At 50.3% G+C, this 21,179-nt stretch carries 20 protein-coding genes and 1 riboswitch; of the genes, 13 read left to right on the top strand and 7 right to left on the bottom strand.

Annotation, left to right across the window (positions count from 1 at the left end; all coding sequences use genetic code 11):
• Positions 1–175: 175 nt before the first annotated feature.
• The 3 genes from N7E69_RS00210 to N7E69_RS00200 are packed head-to-tail and all read left to right on the top strand — an operon-like array spanning position 176 to position 3,091.
• The gene (locus N7E69_RS00210; RefSeq protein WP_001751899.1) at positions 176–1,861 is read left to right on the top strand and encodes a sensor histidine kinase; all 1,686 of its coding nucleotides are present in this window, start codon (positions 176–178) and stop codon (positions 1,859–1,861) included.
• Positions 1,858–2,577, top strand: coding sequence for a two-component system response regulator BtsR (btsR, locus tag N7E69_RS00205; protein ID WP_000598637.1), 720 nt, complete (start codon positions 1,858–1,860; stop codon positions 2,575–2,577). Before N7E69_RS00210 ends, btsR begins: the two co-directional genes overlap by 4 nt.
• A gap of 46 nt (positions 2,578–2,623) precedes the next feature.
• On the top strand, positions 2,624–3,091 hold the full coding sequence (locus N7E69_RS00200) for a DUF1456 family protein (RefSeq protein WP_000950411.1): 468 nt from the start codon (positions 2,624–2,626) through the stop codon (positions 3,089–3,091).
• A 56-nt stretch (positions 3,092–3,147) separates the two neighbouring features.
• On the opposite strand, the gene N7E69_RS00195 is transcribed toward N7E69_RS00200, so the two are convergent.
• From N7E69_RS00195 to metG, 3 genes are all read right to left on the bottom strand, one after another.
• On the bottom strand, positions 3,148–3,678 hold the full coding sequence (locus N7E69_RS00195) for a YehR family lipoprotein (RefSeq protein ID WP_001197951.1): 531 nt from the start codon (positions 3,676–3,678) through the stop codon (positions 3,148–3,150).
• Between the two features lie 171 nt (positions 3,679–3,849).
• Positions 3,850–4,308, bottom strand: a complete 459-nt coding sequence (locus N7E69_RS00190) for a YehR family lipoprotein (RefSeq protein ID WP_000703135.1) — start codon at positions 4,306–4,308, stop codon at positions 3,850–3,852.
• Between the two features lie 240 nt (positions 4,309–4,548).
• The gene (gene metG, locus N7E69_RS00185) at positions 4,549–6,582 is read right to left on the bottom strand and encodes a methionine--tRNA ligase (protein WP_000195332.1); all 2,034 of its coding nucleotides are present in this window, start codon (positions 6,580–6,582) and stop codon (positions 4,549–4,551) included.
• Between the two features lie 164 nt (positions 6,583–6,746).
• On the opposite strand from metG, the gene apbC reads away from it, so the two are divergent.
• The 6 genes from apbC to N7E69_RS00155 all read left to right on the top strand — a co-directional run bounded on the left by apbC (position 6,747) and on the right by N7E69_RS00155 (position 13,522).
• Positions 6,747–7,856: an iron-sulfur cluster carrier protein ApbC gene (gene apbC / locus N7E69_RS00180; RefSeq protein ID WP_108610909.1), complete on the top strand. Its 1,110-nt coding sequence runs from the start codon at positions 6,747–6,749 to the stop codon at positions 7,854–7,856.
• Positions 7,857–8,133: 277 nt separating this feature from the next.
• Positions 8,134–8,415 carry a YehE family protein gene (locus tag N7E69_RS00175; protein WP_000760404.1) on the top strand — a complete coding sequence of 94 codons (282 nt, stop codon included), beginning with the start codon at positions 8,134–8,136 and terminating at the stop codon, positions 8,413–8,415.
• A gap of 278 nt (positions 8,416–8,693) precedes the next feature.
• Complete coding sequence (yehD, locus tag N7E69_RS00170) at positions 8,694–9,227, top strand: fimbrial protein YehD (protein ID WP_000830690.1); 534 nt, start codon at positions 8,694–8,696, stop codon at positions 9,225–9,227.
• Between the two features lie 61 nt (positions 9,228–9,288).
• Positions 9,289–9,969, top strand: a complete 681-nt coding sequence (locus tag N7E69_RS00165; protein ID WP_000871808.1) for a fimbrial assembly chaperone — start codon at positions 9,289–9,291, stop codon at positions 9,967–9,969.
• Between the two features lie 28 nt (positions 9,970–9,997).
• Positions 9,998–12,484 carry a fimbrial biogenesis outer membrane usher protein gene (locus tag N7E69_RS00160; protein ID WP_000413359.1) on the top strand — a complete coding sequence of 829 codons (2,487 nt, stop codon included), beginning with the start codon at positions 9,998–10,000 and terminating at the stop codon, positions 12,482–12,484.
• 15 nt (positions 12,485–12,499) lie between these two features.
• Complete coding sequence (locus N7E69_RS00155; RefSeq protein WP_000825916.1) at positions 12,500–13,522, top strand: fimbrial protein; 1,023 nt, start codon at positions 12,500–12,502, stop codon at positions 13,520–13,522.
• A 43-nt stretch (positions 13,523–13,565) separates the two neighbouring features.
• On the opposite strand, the gene rcnB is transcribed toward N7E69_RS00155, so the two are convergent.
• Positions 13,566–13,880 (bottom strand): Ni(II)/Co(II) efflux transporter accessory subunit RcnB, encoded by a 315-nt coding sequence (rcnB, locus tag N7E69_RS00150; RefSeq protein ID WP_000837534.1) that lies wholly within the window; start codon positions 13,878–13,880, stop codon positions 13,566–13,568.
• A 281-nt stretch (positions 13,881–14,161) separates the two neighbouring features.
• Positions 14,162–14,258, top strand: a riboswitch (TPP riboswitch).
• A 31-nt stretch (positions 14,259–14,289) separates the two neighbouring features.
• Between rcnB and thiM the strand changes: the two genes are divergently transcribed.
• Genes thiM through N7E69_RS00135 form a run of 3 tightly spaced genes read left to right on the top strand, consistent with a single transcriptional unit; the run spans position 14,290 to position 16,656 of the window.
• Complete coding sequence (gene thiM / locus N7E69_RS00145) at positions 14,290–15,087, top strand: hydroxyethylthiazole kinase (protein ID WP_001182156.1); 798 nt, start codon at positions 14,290–14,292, stop codon at positions 15,085–15,087.
• Complete coding sequence (thiD, locus tag N7E69_RS00140) at positions 15,074–15,874, top strand: bifunctional hydroxymethylpyrimidine kinase/phosphomethylpyrimidine kinase (protein WP_001188955.1); 801 nt, start codon at positions 15,074–15,076, stop codon at positions 15,872–15,874. Before thiM ends, thiD begins: the two co-directional genes overlap by 14 nt.
• A gap of 35 nt (positions 15,875–15,909) precedes the next feature.
• A complete protein-coding gene (locus tag N7E69_RS00135) occupies positions 15,910–16,656 on the top strand; it encodes a GntR family transcriptional regulator (RefSeq protein ID WP_000434062.1) in 747 nt (248 codons plus the stop codon).
• Here N7E69_RS00135 and N7E69_RS00130 read toward each other — a convergent pair.
• From N7E69_RS00130 to N7E69_RS00120, 3 genes are read right to left on the bottom strand one after another with little or no spacing between them, the layout of a single operon-like run.
• Positions 16,630–17,595 carry a PfkB family carbohydrate kinase gene (locus N7E69_RS00130; RefSeq protein ID WP_001012656.1) on the bottom strand — a complete coding sequence of 322 codons (966 nt, stop codon included), beginning with the start codon at positions 17,593–17,595 and terminating at the stop codon, positions 16,630–16,632. The genes N7E69_RS00135 and N7E69_RS00130 overlap by 27 nt on opposite strands.
• Positions 17,592–18,596, bottom strand: coding sequence for an ADP-ribosylglycohydrolase family protein (locus N7E69_RS00125; protein ID WP_000642804.1), 1,005 nt, complete (start codon positions 18,594–18,596; stop codon positions 17,592–17,594). The genes N7E69_RS00130 and N7E69_RS00125 overlap by 4 nt, the downstream gene beginning before the upstream one ends.
• Positions 18,593–19,864, bottom strand: a complete 1,272-nt coding sequence (locus tag N7E69_RS00120) for a nucleoside permease (RefSeq protein ID WP_000858692.1) — start codon at positions 19,862–19,864, stop codon at positions 18,593–18,595. Before N7E69_RS00120 ends, N7E69_RS00125 begins: the two co-directional genes overlap by 4 nt.
• A 253-nt stretch (positions 19,865–20,117) precedes the next feature.
• On the opposite strand from N7E69_RS00120, the gene fbaB reads away from it, so the two are divergent.
• Positions 20,118–21,170 carry a class I fructose-bisphosphate aldolase gene (gene fbaB / locus N7E69_RS00115; protein ID WP_000129590.1) on the top strand — a complete coding sequence of 351 codons (1,053 nt, stop codon included), beginning with the start codon at positions 20,118–20,120 and terminating at the stop codon, positions 21,168–21,170.
• Positions 21,171–21,179 lie beyond the last annotated feature (9 nt).

Here is a 21,179-nt window from a genome sequence, read left to right as displayed (position 1 = left end):
TTACGAACCAGGAAGTTTTGCCTGTTTTTTATGCATTAAAACGCGAAGTAGCGGGTTGCGGCGGGGTGTTTAAGTGATCGTATTCACGAATTCATATTTTTATGCAACAGTTCAAAGAAAGTTAATCGTACTCAATGTATGTTACGCGCTTTTAATTGAAGTGTGGTTTGCGGGTATGTACGAGTTTAATCTGGTGTTGCTGCTGCTTCAGCAGATGTGCGTGTTTCTGGTCATTGCGTGGCTAATGAGTAAAACGCGCTTGTTCATCCCGCTTATGCAGGTCACGGTTCGTCTGCCGCACAAGCTTCTGTGTTACGTCACGTTTTCTATCTTCTGCATTATGGGCACTTATTTTGGGCTACATATCGAAGATTCGATTGCCAATACCCGCGCGATTGGCGCGGTGATGGGTGGCCTACTCGGCGGGCCGGTCGTCGGCGGGCTGGTCGGCCTGACCGGTGGGTTACATCGGTATTCTATGGGCGGCATGACGGCGCTGAGCTGTATGATTTCCACCATCGTCGAAGGGCTGCTGGGAGGGTTGGTACACAGCGTTCTCATACGTCGCGGACGCCCGGACAAAGTGTTTAGCCCGCTGACGGCGGGAGCAATTACGTGTGTTGCCGAACTGGTGCAGATGCTGATCATTTTACTGATAGCCAGGCCGTTTGACGATGCCCTGCATCTGGTCAGTAATATTGCCGCGCCGATGATGGTGACGAATACCGTTGGCGCCGCGCTGTTCATGCGTATTTTGCTCGATAAGCGCGCCATGTTCGAAAAATATACTTCGGCATTTTCTGCTACCGCGCTGAAGGTCGCCGCGTCAACGGAGGGGATTCTGCGTCAGGGATTTAACGAAGTGAACAGTATGAAGGTGGCGCAGGTGTTATATCAGGAGCTGGATATTGGCGCCGTCGCCATCACCGATCGTGAAAAACTGCTGGCTTTTACTGGTATTGGCGACGATCACCATCTACCGGGCAAACCCATTTCATCAGGTTATACGCTGAAAGCGATTGAAACCGGAGAGGTGGTTTATGCCGATGGCAACGAAGTGCCGTACCGCTGTTCGCTACACCCGCAGTGTAAACTCGGCTCGACGCTGGTGATCCCGCTGCGTGGCGAAAATCAGCGAGTCATGGGCACCATTAAATTGTACGAAGCGAAAAACCGACTATTCAGCTCAATTAATCGCACCCTGGGAGAGGGGATTGCGCAGCTTTTATCCGCGCAGATCCTGGCCGGGCAGTATGAACGGCAGAAGGCGTTGCTGACGCAGTCAGAGATCAAGCTGTTGCACGCGCAGGTGAATCCGCATTTTCTGTTTAACGCGCTCAATACCATTAAAGCGGTGATTCGTCGCGACAGCGAACAGGCCAGCCAACTGGTGCAGTACTTGTCGACCTTTTTTCGCAAAAATTTAAAACGCCCGTCGGAAATCGTCACGCTGGCGGATGAAATTGAACACGTGAACGTTTATCTGCAAATTGAAAAAGCGCGTTTTCAGTCGCGTCTGCAGGTACAGCTTGATGTTCCATCGACGCTTTCACGTCAGAAATTGCCTGCGTTTACATTACAGCCGATTGTTGAGAACGCCATTAAACATGGCACGTCGCAACTGCTTGATACCGGCAACGTCGCTATTCGCGCCCGGCGCGAAGGGCAGCATTTGATGTTAGATATTGAAGATAATGCGGGACTGTATCAGCCTTCCGCCGGCAGTAGCGGGCTGGGGATGAGTCTGGTTGATAAACGTCTGCGCGAACACTTTGGCGATGATTATGGTATTAGCGTGGCCTGCGAGCCGGACTGTTTTACCCGAATTACATTACGACTTCCACTGGAGGAGGACGCATGATTAAAGTGCTGATTGTGGATGATGAGCCGTTAGCGCGGGAAAATCTGCGGATTTTGCTCCAGGGGCAGGATGACATTGAGATTGTGGGAGAGTGCGCGAACGCGGTAGAAGCGATTGGCGCGGTACATAAGTTGCGACCTGATGTGCTGTTTCTGGATATTCAGATGCCGCGTATCAGTGGACTGGAGATGGTAGGAATGCTTGATCCGGAACACCGCCCGTATATCGTTTTTTTGACCGCATTTGACGAATACGCCATCAAAGCCTTTGAAGAGCACGCTTTTGATTATCTGCTCAAGCCGATAGAGGAGAAACGGCTGGAAAAAACGTTACATCGTCTGCGTCAGGAGCGCAGTAAACAGGATGTTTCGTTGTTGCCGGAAAACCAGCAGGCGCTTAAATTCATTCCCTGTACCGGACACAGCCGGATCTATTTGTTGCAAATGGATGATGTCGCCTTTGTCAGTAGCCGTATGAGCGGCGTTTATGTGACCAGCAGTGAAGGGAAAGAGGGGTTTACCGAGCTGACGCTGCGCACGCTGGAAAGCCGGACGCCGCTACTGCGTTGTCATCGTCAGTTTCTGGTGAATATGGCCCATTTGCAGGAAATTCGGCTGGAGGATAATGGGCAGGCAGAGCTGATTTTACGCAACGGCCTGACGGTGCCGGTAAGCCGTCGCTATCTGAAAAGTTTAAAAGAGGCGATTGGCCTGTAAAAGACTGTTAGAATATCGTTTTGCCATAGAAACGACCGAAGGCCTCATGCTGAGTAACGATATTCTGCGTAGCGTGCGCTACATTTTAAAAGCTAATAATACCGATCTGGCGCGTATCCTGGCGCTGGGTAACGTTGATGCTACGCCGGAGCAGATAGCAATCTGGTTGCGCAAAGAAGAGGAAGAGGGGTTTCAGCGTTGCCCGGATATCGTGTTGTCCTCATTTCTCAATGGCCTCATTTATGAAAAACGCGGCAAAGATGAGGCGGCGCCTGCATTGACGGCGGAACGTCGTATCAACAACAATATTGTGCTGAAAAAGCTGCGTATTGCCTTTTCGCTAAAAACAGATGATATCCTGGCGATATTTACCGGTCAGTTGTTTCGTGTCTCAATGCCAGAGATCACCGCGATGATGCGCGCGCCGGACCATAAGAACTTCCGCGAATGCGGCGATCAGTTTATGCGTTATTTTCTGCGCGGTCTGGCGGCCCGTGAACACGCGGCGAAGTAATTCTGCGGTATTGTTCCCGGCAGCGTCCTGTCTGACCGGGAAAACGCATTATTATACTAATTGATTCTATGATACCCGCTCTCTTCCAACAGTTTCTGCGAGCGAATCATTGACAGATAGTACGCGGAACAGTTGTCAATTGATGATCCTGGCAATTTACAGAGGTCGCTTATTTTTGCCTGGGTAAAATCAATATCCACATATTCCGTAGCATAGCTATCATAATAGTCGATTCGTTCAGTCAAACCCGGCATACCCTGATAAGCTTCGCCGACTTGACTCAGCATTTTTTGTGCTTCTTCTTTATTATTGGCTTTCAGGGTCTTATAAAGTAGTTTATGTTCAGATATTTGACGTAAAACGATATCCCCTTTGTAGTAATAGGTTAACTTGATTTCAATACCGTTGAGATTACCTACATAGCGTTGTGTTTCCTCTGACTCTTTGCTAGCGGCTATCTTCTTGATAAACGCTGTCATGTTATTTTGCTTTCCCTGGAGAGTATCGTTTTTCTGATCGCAGCCAGTTATGCTAACCGATAGAGAGAGCGCGAATAGTGGCAGTGCCATAAGACGTAGAACCTGCATAACAATTCCTTGTCGTTAAGTATTGGTGTGGCCAGGAATTCAGGGATTATAGGCTTTGGCGAGGGGACTTACAGCGAGGCTGTCTTTTTTCGGAATTCATAAAGAAAAGACGCTGCCGAAGCAGCGCCCTGAGCGACTTTACCAGTCGATGCAATACATTATGCCTGCCAGTTATTTCGCTTCTTTAAAACCAGCAGCTTCCAGCAGCGTCTGGGTTTGTTTCATGCTGATACCTTTGCTGGTATCGCCGGACACCATCGTCCCTGAGATTTGCTGTAACGCTTTAAAGTCCACTTTTTCCATATCCACAGAGACGTTTTCCTGGGCATAGGTATCTTCATAGGTTAATTTTTCTTCCACTCCGGCGATATTTTTATATTTCGCGCTCAGCGGATCGAGAATTTTGGCGGAATCTTCTTTCGTTTTAGCGCCTACAGTGGCATAGCTGATTTTACTTTCAGACGTCTGCTTAATGATTTTGTCACCTTTATAGGTGTAAGCAATTGAAATTTCTGTCCCCGCCAGGTTTGCGTTAAAGGTCTTTGATTCTTCTTTATCGCCACAGCCAGCAAGAGAGAACACCAGTACGGAAGCCAAAGCCGCGGACAATAACTTGCCAGAAATTTTCATCTAAAACTCCATTTTATATAATGATTGGGTTTTTAAAATAATTTCAATGAATTAATTTAACCCAGTAATAGCAATGTATCAGGGAGAGATAGAATATGACTTTTAGCCGTTATTTAGCAGTCCGGATATGGAGTCTTAACGCTATTGCTTATTAAGGAAAAAGTTAAAACACGCGGATGGGGTGATATGCCAGTCAGGATTAAGCGGTTAAAAAAGCCGGAGCATGCTCCGGCTTGTTGCTTATTTCACCTGTTGGCCAGGCTTCGCGCCGTCATCAGGGCTTAACAGGAAGATATCTTTCCCGCCAGGTCCTGCGGCCATCACCATTCCCTCGGAGACGCCAAAGCGCATTTTGCGCGGCGCGAGGTTGGCGACCATTACCGTCTGGCGGCCAATCAGCGCCTGCGGGTCCGGGTAGGCGGAACGAATGCCGGAGAAGACGTTACGCTTCTCGCCGCCCAGATCCAGCGTCAGACGCAGCAATTTGTCAGAACCATCTACGAACTCAGCATTTTCAATCAATGCTACGCGCAGGTCAATTTTGGCGAAATCGTCAAAGGTGATGGTTTCCTGAATCGGGAAGTCGGCTAACGGGCCGGTAACCGGCGCGGCTGCGGCTTTCACCTCTTCTTTAGACGATTCAACCAGCGCTTCAACTTGCTTCATGTCGATGCGATTGTAGAGCGCCTTAAAGGTGTTGACCTTGTGACCGAGCAGCGGCTGTTCGATGGCATCCCAGTTCAACTCACTGTTCAGGAAGGCTTCAACGCGTTCAGAAAGCGTCGGCAGTACCGGTTTCAGATACGTCATCAGCACGCGGAACAGGTTGATGCCCATTGAGCAAATGGCCTGCAGGTCCGCGTCGCGGCCTTCTTGTTTAGCCACCACCCACGGCGCTTGCTCGTCAACATAACGGTTAGCGATGTCGGCCAGCGCCATAATCTCACGGATAGCTTTACCGAATTCACGACTTTCCCATGCTTCGCCAATCACCGCAGCGGCGTCAGTAAAGGTTTTATACAATTGCGGATCGGCCAGTTCAGCCGCCAGCACGCCGTCGAAACGCTTATTGATAAAACCGGCGTTACGCGAGGCCAGGTTGACTACTTTATTGACGATATCGGCATTGACGCGCTGGACAAAGTCTTCCAGGTTCAGGTCGATGTCATCAATGCGTGAAGAAAGCTTCGCGGTGTAGTAGTAGCGCAGGCTGTCGGCGTCAAAGTGTTTCAGCCAGGTGCTGGCCTTAATAAAGGTGCCGCGAGACTTAGACATCTTCGCGCCGTTCACCGTCACGTAACCGTGAACGAACAGGTTGGTCGGCTTACGGAAGTGGCTGCCTTCCAGCATGGCAGGCCAGAACAGGCTGTGGAAATAGACGATGTCTTTGCCGATAAAGTGGTACAGCTCGGCATCGGAGTCTTTTTTCCAGTACTCATCAAAACTGGTCGTGTCACCGCGCTTATCGCACAGATTTTTGAAGGAGCCCATATAGCCAATCGGCGCGTCCAGCCAGACGTAGAAATATTTGCCCGGCGCGTTCGGGATTTCGAAACCAAAATACGGCGCGTCGCGGGAAATGTCCCACTGTTGCAGGCCGGATTCAAACCACTCCTGCATTTTGTTCGCCACCTGCTCCTGCAGCGCGCCGCTGCGGGTCCACGCCTGCAACATTTCGCTGAATGACGGCAGGTCAAAGAAAAAGTGCTCGGAGTCACGCATTACCGGCGTCGCGCCGGACACCACGGATTTCGGTTCGATAAGTTCGGTCGGGCTGTAGGTCGCGCCGCACACTTCACAGTTATCGCCGTACTGGTCTGCGGATTTACATTTCGGGCAGGTGCCTTTCACAAATCGGTCCGGCAGGAACATGCCTTTTTCCGGATCGTAGAGTTGAGAGATGGTGCGGTTCTTAATAAAACCGTTCTCTTTCAGGCGCGTATAAATCAGCTCGGACAGCTCGCGATTCTCGTCGCTGTGCGTTGAGTGGTAGTTGTCGTAGCTAATATTAAAACCGGCGAAATCGGTCTGGTGCTCCTGGCTCATTTCACCGATCATTTGCTCCGGCGTAATACCAAGCTGCTGCGCTTTCAGCATGATCGGCGTGCCATGAGCGTCATCGGCACAGATGAAGTTAACCTCATGGCCGCGCATTCGCTGGTAACGGACCCAGACATCAGCCTGGATGTGCTCCAGCATATGGCCGAGGTGGATAGAGCCGTTGGCGTACGGCAGCGCGCACGTTACCAGAATTTTCTTCGCGACTTGAGTCATAGTGGGTATTACTTCTTCTGTTGTAAAAAAGGGCTTTGATAGTACCAAAATGGTAATTACTGCGCCAATCGATAAGGGCATTTATCCGTAAATGAATAATTGTTACCGCTGGAGTAAACTACAAAGTTACAATCGTACTTTTCAGAACTACAAAAGGAGTCGGGATGAACGAACAATCCCAGGCCAAATCACCAGATACCCTGCGAGCGATGGTCGCCGGGACGCTGGCGAATTTTCAGCACCCAACCCTGAAGCATAACCTCACCACGCTTAAGGCGTTGCACCACGTCGCCTGGATGGATGATACGCTGCACGTTGAGCTGGTCATGCCGTTCGTCTGGAACAGCGCGTTTGAGGTATTAAAAGAGCAATGCAGCGCCGATCTGTTACGTATTACGGGCGCAAAAGCGATCGACTGGAAACTGTCGTACAACATTGCGACGCTGAAACGCGTCAAAAATCAGCCTGGCATTAATGGCGTGAAAAACATCATTGCCGTGAGCTCCGGTAAAGGCGGGGTGGGGAAATCGTCCACGGCGGTAAACCTGGCGCTGGCGTTAGCGGCTGAAGGCGCAAAGGTCGGGGTTCTCGATGCCGATATTTACGGTCCGTCGATCCCAACCATGCTTGGCGCAGAAGATCAGCGCCCGACATCGCCAGACGGTACGCATATGGCGCCGATTATGTCTCACGGCCTGGCGACCAACTCGATCGGCTATCTGGTGACTGACGATAACGCGATGGTATGGCGCGGCCCAATGGCCAGTAAGGCGCTGATGCAGATGTTGCAGGAGACGCTGTGGCCGGATCTGGATTATCTGGTACTGGATATGCCGCCGGGAACCGGGGATATTCAGCTAACGCTGGCGCAGAACATTCCTGTTACCGGCGCGGTGGTGGTGACTACGCCGCAGGATATCGCGCTAATCGACGCCAAAAAAGGTATCGTGATGTTCGAGAAGGTGGAAGTGCCGGTGCTCGGCATTGTGGAAAATATGAGTATGCATATTTGTAGCAACTGCGGCCATCACGAACCGATCTTCGGCACGGGCGGCGCGCAGAAGCTGGCGGAAAAAAACCATACTCAGCTTCTGGGTCAGATGCCGCTGCATATTAGTCTGCGTGAAGATCTCGATCGCGGTACGCCGACGGTGGTTAGCCGTCCGGAGAGCGAGTTTACCGCGATCTATCGCGAACTGGCCGATCGCGTTGCGGCACAGCTTTACTGGCAGGGTGAAGTGATTCCGGGAGAAATCGCCTTCCGCGCGGTGTAATCCTCCTGACGTATTCCAAAGAGAATATGACATTCACTGCATTAATATATATTGATGCAGTGAATGTATTAATAAAATAATAGCCCCCGCATTGTTAATTCCTGCTTAAACAGACAGGTGTTTATCTGAAATAATCGGCAAAAACATTATTTGAATTGATCATACCTATCCTACTGATTTATTTTTTCAATTGGTTTTAAGGTATCGATACGTTCATACTGCTCATCAGGACGGCCTGCATACTGTTTGACGTTCACCAGAGGAACAATTACTCACTATGAAAAAATATTTGCTGATGGGAATTATAGTTTCGGCTTATGGGATAAGCGTACCTGTTTTTGCCTCCGACACCGCAACATTAACCATCAGTGGAAAAGTGACCGCGCCAACGTGCAGTACAGAAGTGGTAAACGCACAGTTGCAGCAGCGTTGCGGCAACACTATCCACGTTTCAACTCTGCAAACACCCGCCGCTACGCCGATGAGAGGTGTGACAACGCAGCTATACACGGTGCCTGGTGATAGCACCCGACAGATTGTTGTTAATCATTACGACTAATTCTTATTAATTCCGCAGGCCCATATCATTGATATCAATGATATGGGCTTTTTTATTTGTTGTGTTTATGTTTAAGGGCAGTAAATTTCGGAAATTAATAAGTTTACAAAATAATGATAAGCAATGATTATTTGTTGCAATTATATTGCAATCTGTAAATTGTTTTAAATCAACAAAACATCGTGTTTACATTGCGATAACCTCCTGTCTATGAGAATTTTCTTTGCAAGGGTTAATAACTCTTAACAAATAGAAATTACTTCATTAAGGAAGAGATTATGAAACGTTCACTTATTGCTGCTTCTGTATTGTCTGCTGTATTTATGAGCGCTGGGGTTTTTGCTGCTGATGAAGATATGGGGGAATTAAAAATAAACGGAGAAGTGGTGGGAACATCCTGTACTTTCGAAGGTGCAAATAGCGCGACTATTGAATTATCCCAGGTAGGTGTTGATAGATTGACTGACTTAAACCCTGGCGATATATATACAGGATACACTAGCCCAGAAGCGATTTTAAAAGTAAGATGTACGAATACAGCTAATCCACGAATTAGTTTTAACCGTTCTCAATTTGTGGATAACATGCAAATCACCAAAAATAATGCTACTAATAATGGTGCGGGCTTCGCTGTTTATCTTGATGGTATTCAGGTGAAACCGGATGAGGCGGGGAATTACACTCTGAATTCAAGTAAGTTTGAAAATGGTGTATATACCCTGAACTTTTCTGCCCGCTATGCCGCCGTTGAAAATACTGTAACACCAGGTTCTGTTGAATCTGTACTGACGATGACGGTATTAACTGATTAACAATCGTTTTTTGGCGGCTAAGCTTTTAGCCGCTTGTATCTCTTTTATAAGGTTATCGGCCATGAAATGGATGATTGCATTATGCCTGGCTTGTGCCGCTATGCCTGCGTGGAGCGGCATTTATATATATGGTACACGTATTATTTATCCGGCGCAGAAAAAAGATATTACCGTACAATTAATGAATGACGGTAAACGAAGTTCACTCATCCAGGCGTGGATTGATAACGGTGATACCAGCCTGCCGCCAGAAAAATTACAGGTTCCATTTATTATGACCCCCCCTGTAATTAGAGTTGCGGCAAATTCAGGTCAGCAATTAAAAATAAAGAAGCTCGCTAATAATTTGCCTGGCGATCGTGAAAGTCTTTTCTACCTCAATGTATTGGATATTCCACCAAATTCAGACGAGAACAAAGATAAAAATATCATTAAATTTGCGCTACAAAACCGGATAAAGTTGATCTATCGCCCACCGGGGGTACAGAAAGTCGATAAAGCAACATTTTCCCGCTTGCAGTTGCTTCGTGCGCCAGGGAGTATTAGCGTGAAAAATAATTCCGCAAACTGGATCACTATTCCAGAAATTAAAGCAAAAAGTAAAGTAAATAAAGAAACCTTATTACTGGCTCCATGGTCATCGCAGAGTATCACCACAACGGTAGTCGTAAATAGCTATACCGTGACGCTAATTGATGATTCTGGTAATTATTTAAACGAGACTGTCAAAATAGAAAATTAAAAGCGGGGAATCCACCTAAGGATAGATAATGGAAAAGTTAAACGCCATCACGCTGTCACTTTTTGCAGCATTACTTATTTCACCCGCCTGGGCTGAAGAAGAAACATTCGATACTAACTTTATGTTCGGTGGGTTGAAAGGTGAAAAGGTGTCTCGTTATCAGATTGATAGCACCAAACCCATGGCTGGCGTTTATGAAATGGACGTTTATGTCAATAAAGAATGGCGTGGAACTTATGAGGTTAATATTCAGGATGACCCCGATAGCACCTGTATTTCTCCGGACCTGATCGCCAGCCTGGGAATTAAATTTACCCCGCAGAGTACAACAGTAGAAAATGAATGTATTGCGCTGAAAACGGTGGTTCATGGAGGTAGTGTTTCTTATGACACTGCCGCTTTTAACCTTTATCTGAGCGTCCCTCAGGCTTATGTGCTGGAATATGAAGCGGGCTATGCGTCTCCAGAGACATGGGACCGTGGAATTAACGCTTTTTATACATCGTATTATGCCAGCGAATATTACAGCCATTATAAAAGCGGCGGTAGTGAGAAAAATACTTACGCAAATTTTGTCAGCGGATTGAATCTGCTTGGATGGCAATTACATTCTAACGCTAATTTTTCCAAAAGTGAAAATTCAGCTGGCAAATGGCAGAGCAATACTCTGTATCTGGAACGTGATTTCCCGGCGGTACTGGGGACAATGCGTCTGGGGGAACAGTACACCAGCGGGGATATGTTTGATACGGTGCGCTTTCGCGGGGTGCGCTTCTGGCGTGATATGCAAATGCTGCCGCACTCTAAGCAAAATTTCGATCCGGTTGTGCGTGGCGTGGCGCAAAGTAACGCCCTGGTGACGGTTGAACAGAATGGCTTCATTGTTTATCAAAAAGAAGTTCCGCCTGGCCCCTTTGTATTTGAAGATCTTCAGCTGGCAGGGGGGGGAGCCGATCTGGACGTGAGCGTTAAAGAGGCTGACGGTACTGTTTCACGGTTTATTGTTCCGTATTCTTCCGTTCCCAATATGGTGCAGCCCGGCGTAGCAAAATATGATTTCGCCGCCGGACGAAGCAGAATTGAAGGAGCCTCTCAGCAAACTGATTTTCTCCAGGGAACCTATCAGTACGGGGTCAATAACCTGCTAACGTTGTATGGCGGAACGATGTTAGCCAGCGATTATCGCTCATTTACCCTTGGCACCGGATGGAACACGCTGATTGGCGCGGTATCTGTCGACGGTACGTTGTCTCATAGCAAGCAGGATAATGGCGATGTTTTTGATGGGGAAAGCTACCAGGTTGCCTGGAATAAATATCTCCCGCAATCGGCCACCCATTTTTCTCTGGCAGCGTATCGCTACTCATCACGTGATTATCGCACTTTTAACGATCATGTCTGGGCTAATAACCGGGATAACTATCGTCGCGATGATGACGATATTTATGATATTGCTGATTATTATGAGAATGACTTTGGGCGTAAAAATACTTTCACTCTCAATATTAATCAGACGTTACCCGATGGGTGGGGATATTTTACTGCCAGCGCTCTGTGGCGCGACTATTGGGGGCGTAGCGGCACGGGAAAGGATTATCAGTTAAGCTACAGTAATACCTGGCAGCGGCTCAGTTTTACGCTATCGGCAACTCAGACGTATGACAGCAATAACCGTGAAGATAAGCGCTTTAATATCTATTTATCGATTCCCTTAACATGGGGATTAAAGGAGAATGGGGGAAATCGTGATATCCATTTATCGAATTCCACCACCTTTGACGATCAAGGTTATGAGGCGAATAACACCAGCCTTAGCGGCACGTTCGGTAATCGTGATCAGTTTAATTATACGACTAACCTCAGCCAGCAGCGACAGGAACACCAAACGACATTCGGGGGATCAGTAACCTGGAACGCCCCGCTGGCGACAGTCGGCGGCAGTTACAGCCAGTCCAATAAATACCATCAGGTGGGCGGAAATATTCAGGGAGGGCTGGTTGCATGGGCCGATGGCGTGCATTTAGCCTCTCGCCTTAATGATACTATCGCGATTATTAACGCGCCGTACCTGGAAGGCGCGGCGGTGCAGGGGCGTCCCTATTTACGTACCAATGCAAAAGGTTATGCCGTATTTGAAGCATTGACGCCATACCGGCAAAATTTTATCTCTCTTGATGTCTCTGAGAGTGAAAGCGATGTCGCCCTGTTGGGAAATCGAAAAGTTACAGTGCCTTATCGCGGAGCCGTAGTATTGGTTCATTTTGAAACAGAGACCAGTAAACCTTTTTATTTCCTGGCGCGGCGCGCAGATGGCGAGCCTTTAACATTTGGTTATGAAGTGGAAGATGACGAGGGAAATAATGTAGGACTGGTAGGTCAGGGGAGCCGGGTATTTATTCGTACTGAAAAGGTTCCCATTTCGGTAAAAATCGCAACAGATAAACAACAGGGTCTTTTCTGTAAGATCACTTTTGATAAACAGATTGATGAAAATAACGTTTATATTTGTCGGTAATCTTTAGGTGACGCCATGAAAAGACTACTATTTTTATTAATGATGATGCAGTTTACGCAGTTGGGTTACGCGGCGTGTAATGCGACCTTAACCAACACGAAGGATTATACGATTCAATCCGACAGCTTAATGCTGGGGGGGGAGGAGTCAGCCATTATTACAAATGGTTTCACAGATGCCAATTGTTCTAATAGTGATGTTGTGACTAAATTAGAGACATCCGATCATATTATCGGTATGGGACCGAATGACAGTGTTAAGTTAAAGTTAAAAGTTGAATGGCAGAGCAGTAGTGCGATAAATATGCGCAATCAAAACGGTGTAATTGAAGCCCCCTATAAGATAACGATTTCAGAAATAAACTCACTGGAGGCGGTGACTGTGTCTGCCAGGGGGGGGTACTCGGTTACGATAGATAATATAACGGTGATGTCGGGTGCAAAGAATCAATGGAGCAGTAGCGATTGGGTGGTATTTATTTTAAGATATATTGGCTGTTGGGGGAATAGAGAGTGTGTTGCAAACGTTATCACTGATCTGAATGGGAAAGGCGTTTATAAAGCCAGTTTAACGATAAATTACAACCGTAAAGAAACTACCTGCGCCCCCCAGAATCTCACCATCACACTGGACCCGGTGCCTATGACTAAACTCCGTGCTAAAGGAGAGGTTAGTGAGTTTTCTAAGCAGGGTGATATTATTCTGGATTGCAAAAATCAGGTGCGGAATGCGATGCTGACATCACGGCAAATAGCGGTAAATCTACGTAGTGATTTAGTCTGGGATGAGAATGAAGCAGTCCTGAAACCGGATAACGATAATGGCGTTGGGTTTATCTTAAGAGATTCAAATCGGAGCCTGCTTAAAATAAACAAAGGAGTAGCGATAAATAGTATTTTCAAAACCTATGCCAAAGGCAGCGCAGTGAATTCGGTGGAAGCTATTCCTGTCTTTGCCACATATTATGTTCTCGATCCTGCAAAAGTTAAAGCGGGGCCATTACAATCGAAAGCATTAATCGTGGTATCTTATAATTAAATTTATGCGGTACGCACTCTTTATAGAAAGAGTGCGTATATCATTATCGATGATAAAAAATCTCGCCATCATAGGCTTTGATAATTTTTCCATCGGTATCGTTAATCAGTACATACGCGCCGCCCATATAGGTCCAGTGAGTACCGGCATCTGGCGCGGGCAGATTACGTAATTTCCACTGTTTAATATTATACTCATCGGTGCGGTACATTTGCGGAACGGTATCGCCGGGCTTGAAGTGGGTGAAGTCGGCGATAAAGCTTTTTAACTCATATTGATCAATGCCCGTTGTCGCGGGGGCGGCCCATGCAAAACTGGTTGCAAGCAACAGCGCGCAAGGCAGCAACTTACTTTTCATATTTTTACCCTCCACATATGCGGGTCAGTTAACATCGTGTGTATCATTTCTGCTGGTGGCGTATCTGACAAGCGCTATTTTGTTATCTCACGCCCCTTTTCGTAAAAAGTGTAAACGAAAGCGTCGTGCAGCAACATATCCGCCAGCAAGTTTGCCAGAACCGAATAGGTTTTGAGAACTATCTGATAACGCTGAAATTATCGTCCGCGGCTGGCTGTAAATTTACATTGTCTGGCGCAGACAGTATGCTTAATAGCGAAACCCCGCTTAACACGGTGGGGCTTGACGACTCGGGGTGCCCTTCTTTGTGAAGGCTGAGAAATACCCGTACCACCTGATCTGGATAATGCCAGCGTAGGGAAGTCTGACACTGCTCGTGTCCCTTCTTCACGCGGGCAGGAGCTGAACCATGCAGCCTGACCTGCACTGCCGCACGCTTGCGGCGCATACGTTAAAACACTTTCGCGCGCTCTCCCCGCTTACGCACTGTATGACGAATGACGTCGTACAAACGTTTACCGCCAATACGTTGCTGGCGCTGGGCGCTTCACCCGCCATGGTGATTGATCCTGTCGAGGCCAGACCGTTTGCCGCCATCGCCAACGCCTTGCTGATTAATGTCGGAACATTAACTGCCTCACGCGCTGACGCGATGCGTGCGGCGGTAGAAAGCGCTTATGATGCCAAAACGCCGTGGACGCTTGATCCTGTCGCGGTGGGCGCGCTGGAATTTCGTCGGCGATTTTGCCTGGATCTCTTGTCCCTGCGCCCGGCGGCAATACGCGGCAACGCCTCGGAAATCCTGGCGTTATCCGGCATGGCGCTGGGCGGACGTGGCGTAGATACCACCGAGGCGGCGTTGGCCGCACTGCCTGCGGCGCAGGCGCTGGCGCGTCAGATAGACTGCATCGTTGTGGTTACCGGAGAGATAGATTACGTCACTAATGGTCAGCGCACGCTGAGCATTCCCGGCGGCGATCCGTTAATGACTCGCATTGTAGGCACCGGCTGCGCGTTGTCGGCGGTCGTCGCCGCCAGTTGCGCGTTACCGGGCGCCGCGCTGGACAATGTCGCGTCGGCCTGCTGCTGGATGAAACTGGCTGGACAGGCCGCGGCAGAGCGTAGCGAAGGACCTGGTAGCTTCATCCCGGCTTTTCTTGATGCGCTCTATCATCTGGATGTGGAGGCGGCCAATGCAACGAATTAACGCGCTGACGATTGCCGGCACCGATCCCAGCGGCGGGGCCGGTATCCAGGCGGATCTCAAGACCTTTTCCGCGCTGGGCGCATATGGCTGTTCGGTCATCACCGCGCTGGTGGCGCAAAATACCTGTGGCGTACAGTCGGTGTACCGGATAGAGCCGGACTTTGTCGCCGCTCAACTTGATTCCGTGTTCAGCGATGTGCGCATTGATACCACAAAAATCGGCATGCTGGCGGAAACCGATATTGTCGAGGCCGTGGCGGAGCGACTACAGCGTCATCATGTACGTAATGTGGTGCTGGATACGGTGATGCTGGCGAAAAGCGGCGATCCGCTGCTCTCGCCCTCTGCGATAGAAACATTACGCGTCCGGCTGTTGCCACAGGTATCGCTGATTACGCCTAATTTGCCGGAAGCCGCAGCGTTGCTGGATGCGCCCCATGCACGTACGGAACAGGAGATGCTGGCGCAGGGGCGGGCGTTACTGGCGATGGGGTGTGAAGCGGTATTGATGAAAGGCGGGCATTTAGAGGATGCGCAAAGCCCGGACTGGCTCTTTACCCGTGAGGGCGAGCAACGTTTTAGCGCGCCGCGTGTGAACACCAAAAATACGCATGGGACGGGCTGTACGCTGTCGGCGGCGCTGGCGGCGTTACGGCCCCGGCATCGCTGTTGGGGAGAGACGGTAAACGAGGCGAAGGCATGGCTTTCGGCGGCGCTGGCGCAGGCGGACACGCTGGAAGTGGGGAAGGGCATTGGTCCGGTACATCATTTCCACGCGTGGTGGTAGTATACTGCCTACAGACCCGTCGTCAGGAAAGATAAATGGAACAAGCGCATACCCGGCTCATCGCGCAACTGAATGAACGAATTTCAGCGGCGGATAATACGCCGCTATACATGAAATTCGCCCAGACGGTAAAGGATGCCGTGCGCAGCGGTATTCTTGAGCACGGTAATATTTTGCCTGGCGAACGCGATCTCAGCCAGCTTACCGGCGTCTCGCGCATCACGGTACGAAAAGCGATGCAGGCGCTGGAAGAAGAGGGGGTCGTCACGCGCGCCCGCGGCTACGGTACGCAAATCAATAATATCTTTGAATATTCCCTGAAAGAGGCGCGGGGATTTTCTCAGCAGGTTGTCTTGCGCGGCAAAAAACCGGATACGCTATGGGTTAACAAACGCGTGGTAAGTTGTCCGGATGAGGTCGCGCAGCATCTGGCGATCCCCGCAGGCAGCGACGTCTTTTTACTCAAACGCATTCGTTATGTTGATGAGGACGCGGTATCGATTGAAGAGTCCTGGGTGCCCGCGCATCTGATTCATGATGTCGACGCGATTGGCATTTCGCTGTATGACTATTTTCGTCGCCAGCACATTTACCCTCAGCGTACCCGATCCCGCGTCAGCGCCCGGATGCCGGATGATGAGTTTCAGTCGCATATTCAAATGGATGGTAAAGTGCCGGTGCTGGTGATTAAGCAGGTGGCGCTCGATCAGCAGCAGCGGCCTATTGAATACAGCATCAGTTATTGTCGTAGCGACCTATACGTTTTTGTGTGCGAGGAGTAGCGCCTCGCGCGTGGGCGCGCAGTCGCCGCCGCGATGCCCGACCACCCAGCTCGCCACCGCATTTCCCAGCAGTACGGCATCCGCGAGCGACCAGCCTGACGCCAGTCCTGCCAGCACGCCGCCAGCATGGCTGTCGCCTGCGCCGATGGTATCCACCACGGTTGCCGGAAACGCTGGCACAACGCCGGAAGATTGCGCGCTAAAATACCACGCTCCGTCTTTATCGTGGCGCACCACCAGCGGCGCGGAAAAGCGTTTTACCCATGCTTCGCCGAAAGTGCGGGTATCGGTCGCAAGCCCGGCGCGTTCCGCGGCGATGATGGCTTCCTGGCGATTGAGGGATACGATGGGCCGGCAGGCCATAATGCGCGCCATTGCATCGTCTGTAATATCACCGATTCGCGGGCCAAAATCGATAAAAGGCGTTACATCGTCGACGGTTTCCAGCCACTGGATCAGTGGCTCGCCACAGGACGAGGCCAGTTGATAGCCGGACAGGTAGACAAGACTGCCCCGCGGTGTCCTGAGCTGCGACAGCCAGTCCGCATTCCACTGGTTTTCCACGCCGCTAAAAGACATAAACGTGCGTTCGCCATCCGGTTCGACTAACGCCAGACACCAGCCGTTATCTCCTTCAACCGCGTCAATCACGCTGGATAATCCCTCTTTTGCCAGACGGCGGCGAATCCTCTCCGCCCACACGCCCTGGCCCAGCGGCAGCGCATTGCTGGCGTCAATCCCCAGTCGTTTCAACGCCACGGCAATATTCAGCGCACAGCCGCCGACATTGACGCTCTGTTGTTGCAGTTCAATATCGCCTCCGCGACGCGGCAACGTCCAGGCGTCGGCAATGATATCGATCACTGCCGCGCCGATAACGGTGAGCGGACGCCGGGTATGCAGGGTCGGTAATAATGTCAGCAACCGTGCGCCGTTCATAGTGCCTCCCGCCGTTGACGATAGCTCGCCAGCGCAACGGCATAGCGCGCAAAATCCAGCTGATTAACCTTGTCCAGCGTTTGCTTTAACTGGGGGTTAATGGCGCTTACCCCGTGCAACGCGCCGCAAATGGCGGTAGCCATCGCGCCGATAGTGTCGGTATCGCCGCCGAGGTTAGCGCACAGCACGGCACAGCGGTTAGGATCGGTATTCGCCAGCTCCACCATGGCGATAGCGCAGGGAACCGATTCAATGGTGCTGGTTCCCGCGCCGATGATCTGATAGAGCTGTTCGCTGGCAGATTCGACGCCGTCGGCGTGGCGGACAATGTTTAGCGCCAGTTCCAGACGTGCCGATAGCGAGGCGCTAAACGTGGTAATACGCGCTGTCTGCGCCTGATGGGCGATGGCGGGGAGCGAGTCGGCAATACTTTGCCACGTGTCGCCGTTAACCGCTCGCGAGACGGCCCAGGCGACAACCACGGCGCCAGCCACCGCCAGATCGGATTTATGCGTCGGGCTGGAGGCTAACGCTACTTCTGCTATAAAGGCTGTCAGGTTAGTTGGCGGCAACAGGCAGCCCAACGGCGAAACGCGCATGGCCGCGCCGTTAGTCACGCCGTTATTTTCCAGCGCCGCGATGGGTTTGCCGTCGCGAATCGCATTCAGCGCAATTTTTGACGTCGGGCCGAGTACATTTTTATTGAACGCATCAAAGCGTTCCGCCCAGGCGAGGATGTTACGCCCAATAATCTCGGGATCAATGTTGCCTTCGCATTCGAGTAGCGCGTCGGCCAGGCAGAGCGCCATTGCGGTATCATCCGTAAACTCCGCGCGGTTAAAATAGCAGGCGGCATTATTCTCTTTTGGCCCGGGCAGAAAGCGGTCAATCCAGCCGAAATGCACTTTGACGCGCGTTCTCGGCCACAGCTCAGAGGGCATTCCCATCGCATCCCCTAACGCTTGCCCGTAAAGAGCACCGAGAATACGTTCTGCTTTCATTTTACTTCCCCTTGTGTCAACGCAATATCGCGATCGTCAATAGCAGTGATCTCTTTGTCCGATTCGCGAAAGAAAATCATAAACAGTAGCGCGATGACGGCAATCATCACTGCGCCAAACGTCCACATGCCCGCCCAGTTGAATGTCAGACCGTTAACCGGTTGCGGATAAGCAAACATTTTTTCCATCATCACGCCGCCGAGGCGATACCCCAGCAGGCTGCCGAATCCCTGACAGCAGAGGGTGATAAGCCCTTGCGCAGCGGTACGCATATGAACCGGCGCTTTTTTATCGACATAAATGTAGGCGGTGACGTAGTAGAAATCGTAACTTACGCCGTGCAGCAAAATACCGAGGAACAGCAGGGCGTAAGTGAAGTACGTCTCCGCGCCGCCATAGACAAAAAAGCCGTAGCGGATCGCGGCGGTAATAAGACCAAGTAATAATACCTTTTTAATACCAAAGCGCTTAGTGAAAAAGGGTAGCGCCAGCATAAAGAAGATTTCAGAGAACTGGCCGAGCGTCATCCAGCCGGTGGCGTTTTTCATTCCCACTTCTGTCAGATAGCCGTTAGCGAAGATGTAGTAGAAGGCCAGCGGCATCGCAAACAGGAAGGAACAGAAGAAGAAAACGAGAAAGTTTTTATCGCGCAGCAGAACCAGCGCATCCAGCCCCAGCATCACTTTAATATCCATCTTGCCGGTGCTTTTTGGCGGCGTGTCTGGCAGACAGAACGCAAATACGCCCAGCAACGCTGAACTTGCGGCGGTTATGAGCAGTGGAATGTTGGTGGGGGAAATATCGTTATAGCCTAACATTTGCGGCAAGAATCCACAGGCGAGGCCGGAGGCAATCCACCCAATGGTTCCCATAACGCGAATGCGTGGAAAATCGCGTTCAACGTCCGGTACGTTAGCGAAGGCAATGCTGTTTGTCAGCGCGATGGTCGGCATATAGGTCAATGAATAGGCCAGGAGCAGCGGAAAGAATCCGGCAAAGGTGGTTTGCTGTGCCGCGAAATACATCAGTACGGCACCCGCAAACATCAGTACCGCCAGGACTTTTTGCGCTGAGAAAAAACGGTCGGTAACGGAGCCGACCAGAATCGGCGACAGGATCGCCGCAATGGCGGTACAGGCATAAGACCAGCCTATTTCACCGGCGGAAAACCCGCTTTTATTTAGCCATAGCCACAGGGGGACGAACCAGGCGCCCCAGATAAACCACTCCACGAACATCATGAACGACAGTTTAAAGGTCGTTTTCATTTTTGAATCCTTCATGACAGGTAAGGTACGCCACGATAATACCACTTAATAATACCTTTTAAATACCATTGAGCATTAATTTTGACCGATCTAACACTTTTTCGGACGTGAATCGAGTCAGCAGATAGCGCCGAAAAAATGCGCTAAAGTTGGCAAAAATGGTCGGTCAGTACCAGGCTTATTGCGACCCGCAATCTGCGGGGCAGGACTATTCACCTTCCGATACCCTATCGGAACTTACGGGAGCATAGCTATGACTGATATTGCGCAGTTGCTTGGCAAAGACGCCGACAGCCTTTTACAGCATCGTTGTATGACCATTCCTTCCGATCAGCTTTATCTACCCGGCAAGGATTACGTTGACCGGGTGATGATTGACAATAATCGTCCACCAGCCGTTCTGCGTAATATGCAGACGCTCTATAATACTGGACGCCTGGCGGGAACAGGATACCTTTCGATACTGCCCGTCGATCAGGGAGTGGAGCACTCCGCCGGCGCTTCTTTTGCGGCCAACCCGCGCTACTTTGACCCAAAAAATATTGTTGAATTGGCGATTGAGGCCGGCTGTAACTGCGTGGCCTCTACCTACGGCGTACTGGCCTCGGTTTCACGGCGCTATGCGCACCGTATTCCGTTTTTGGTCAAACTGAATCACAACGAAACATTGAGCTATCCGACAGAGTACGATCAGACCCTGTACGCCAGCGTTGAGCAGGCGTTCAATATGGGCGCCGTGGCGGTAGGCGCGACGATCTATTTCGGTTCGGAACAGTCCCGTCGCCAGATTGAAGAGATCTCCGCCGCTTTTGAGCGTGCGCATGAGCTGGGTATGGTGACCGTATTGTGGGCTTACCTGCGTAATTCTTCCTTTAAAAAAGACGGCGTCGATTACCATGTATCCGCTGACCTGACGGGGCAAGCCAACCATCTGGCCGCTACGATTGGTGCGGATATTGTGAAACAGAAAATGGCCGAGAATAATGGCGGTTATAAAGCGGTCAACTTCGGCTATACCGACGATCGCGTGTACAGCAAACTGACCAGCGATAACCCGATTGATTTGGTTCGTTACCAGTTGGCGAACTGCTATATGGGACGCGCCGGGCTTATCAACTCCGGCGGCGCGGACGGCGGTGACACTGATCTCGGCGACGCGGTTCGTACCGCGGTGATCAACAAACGAGCCGGTGGAATGGGACTAATTCTGGGACGTAAAGCCTTTAAGAAATCGATGGCTGATGGCGTGAAGTTGATTAATGCCGTACAGGATGTCTATCTGGATAGCAAAGTCACCATCGCCTGAGTTCAACGA

Origin of the sequence: Salmonella sp. 3C, from assembly GCF_025426275.1 — a bacterium.
In the GTDB taxonomy this organism is placed as follows: Bacteria; Pseudomonadota; Gammaproteobacteria; order Enterobacterales; family Enterobacteriaceae; genus Salmonella; species Salmonella enterica.
Note: the sequence above shows the minus strand (reverse complement) of the source record. Positions and strands in the feature narration are given on the sequence as shown.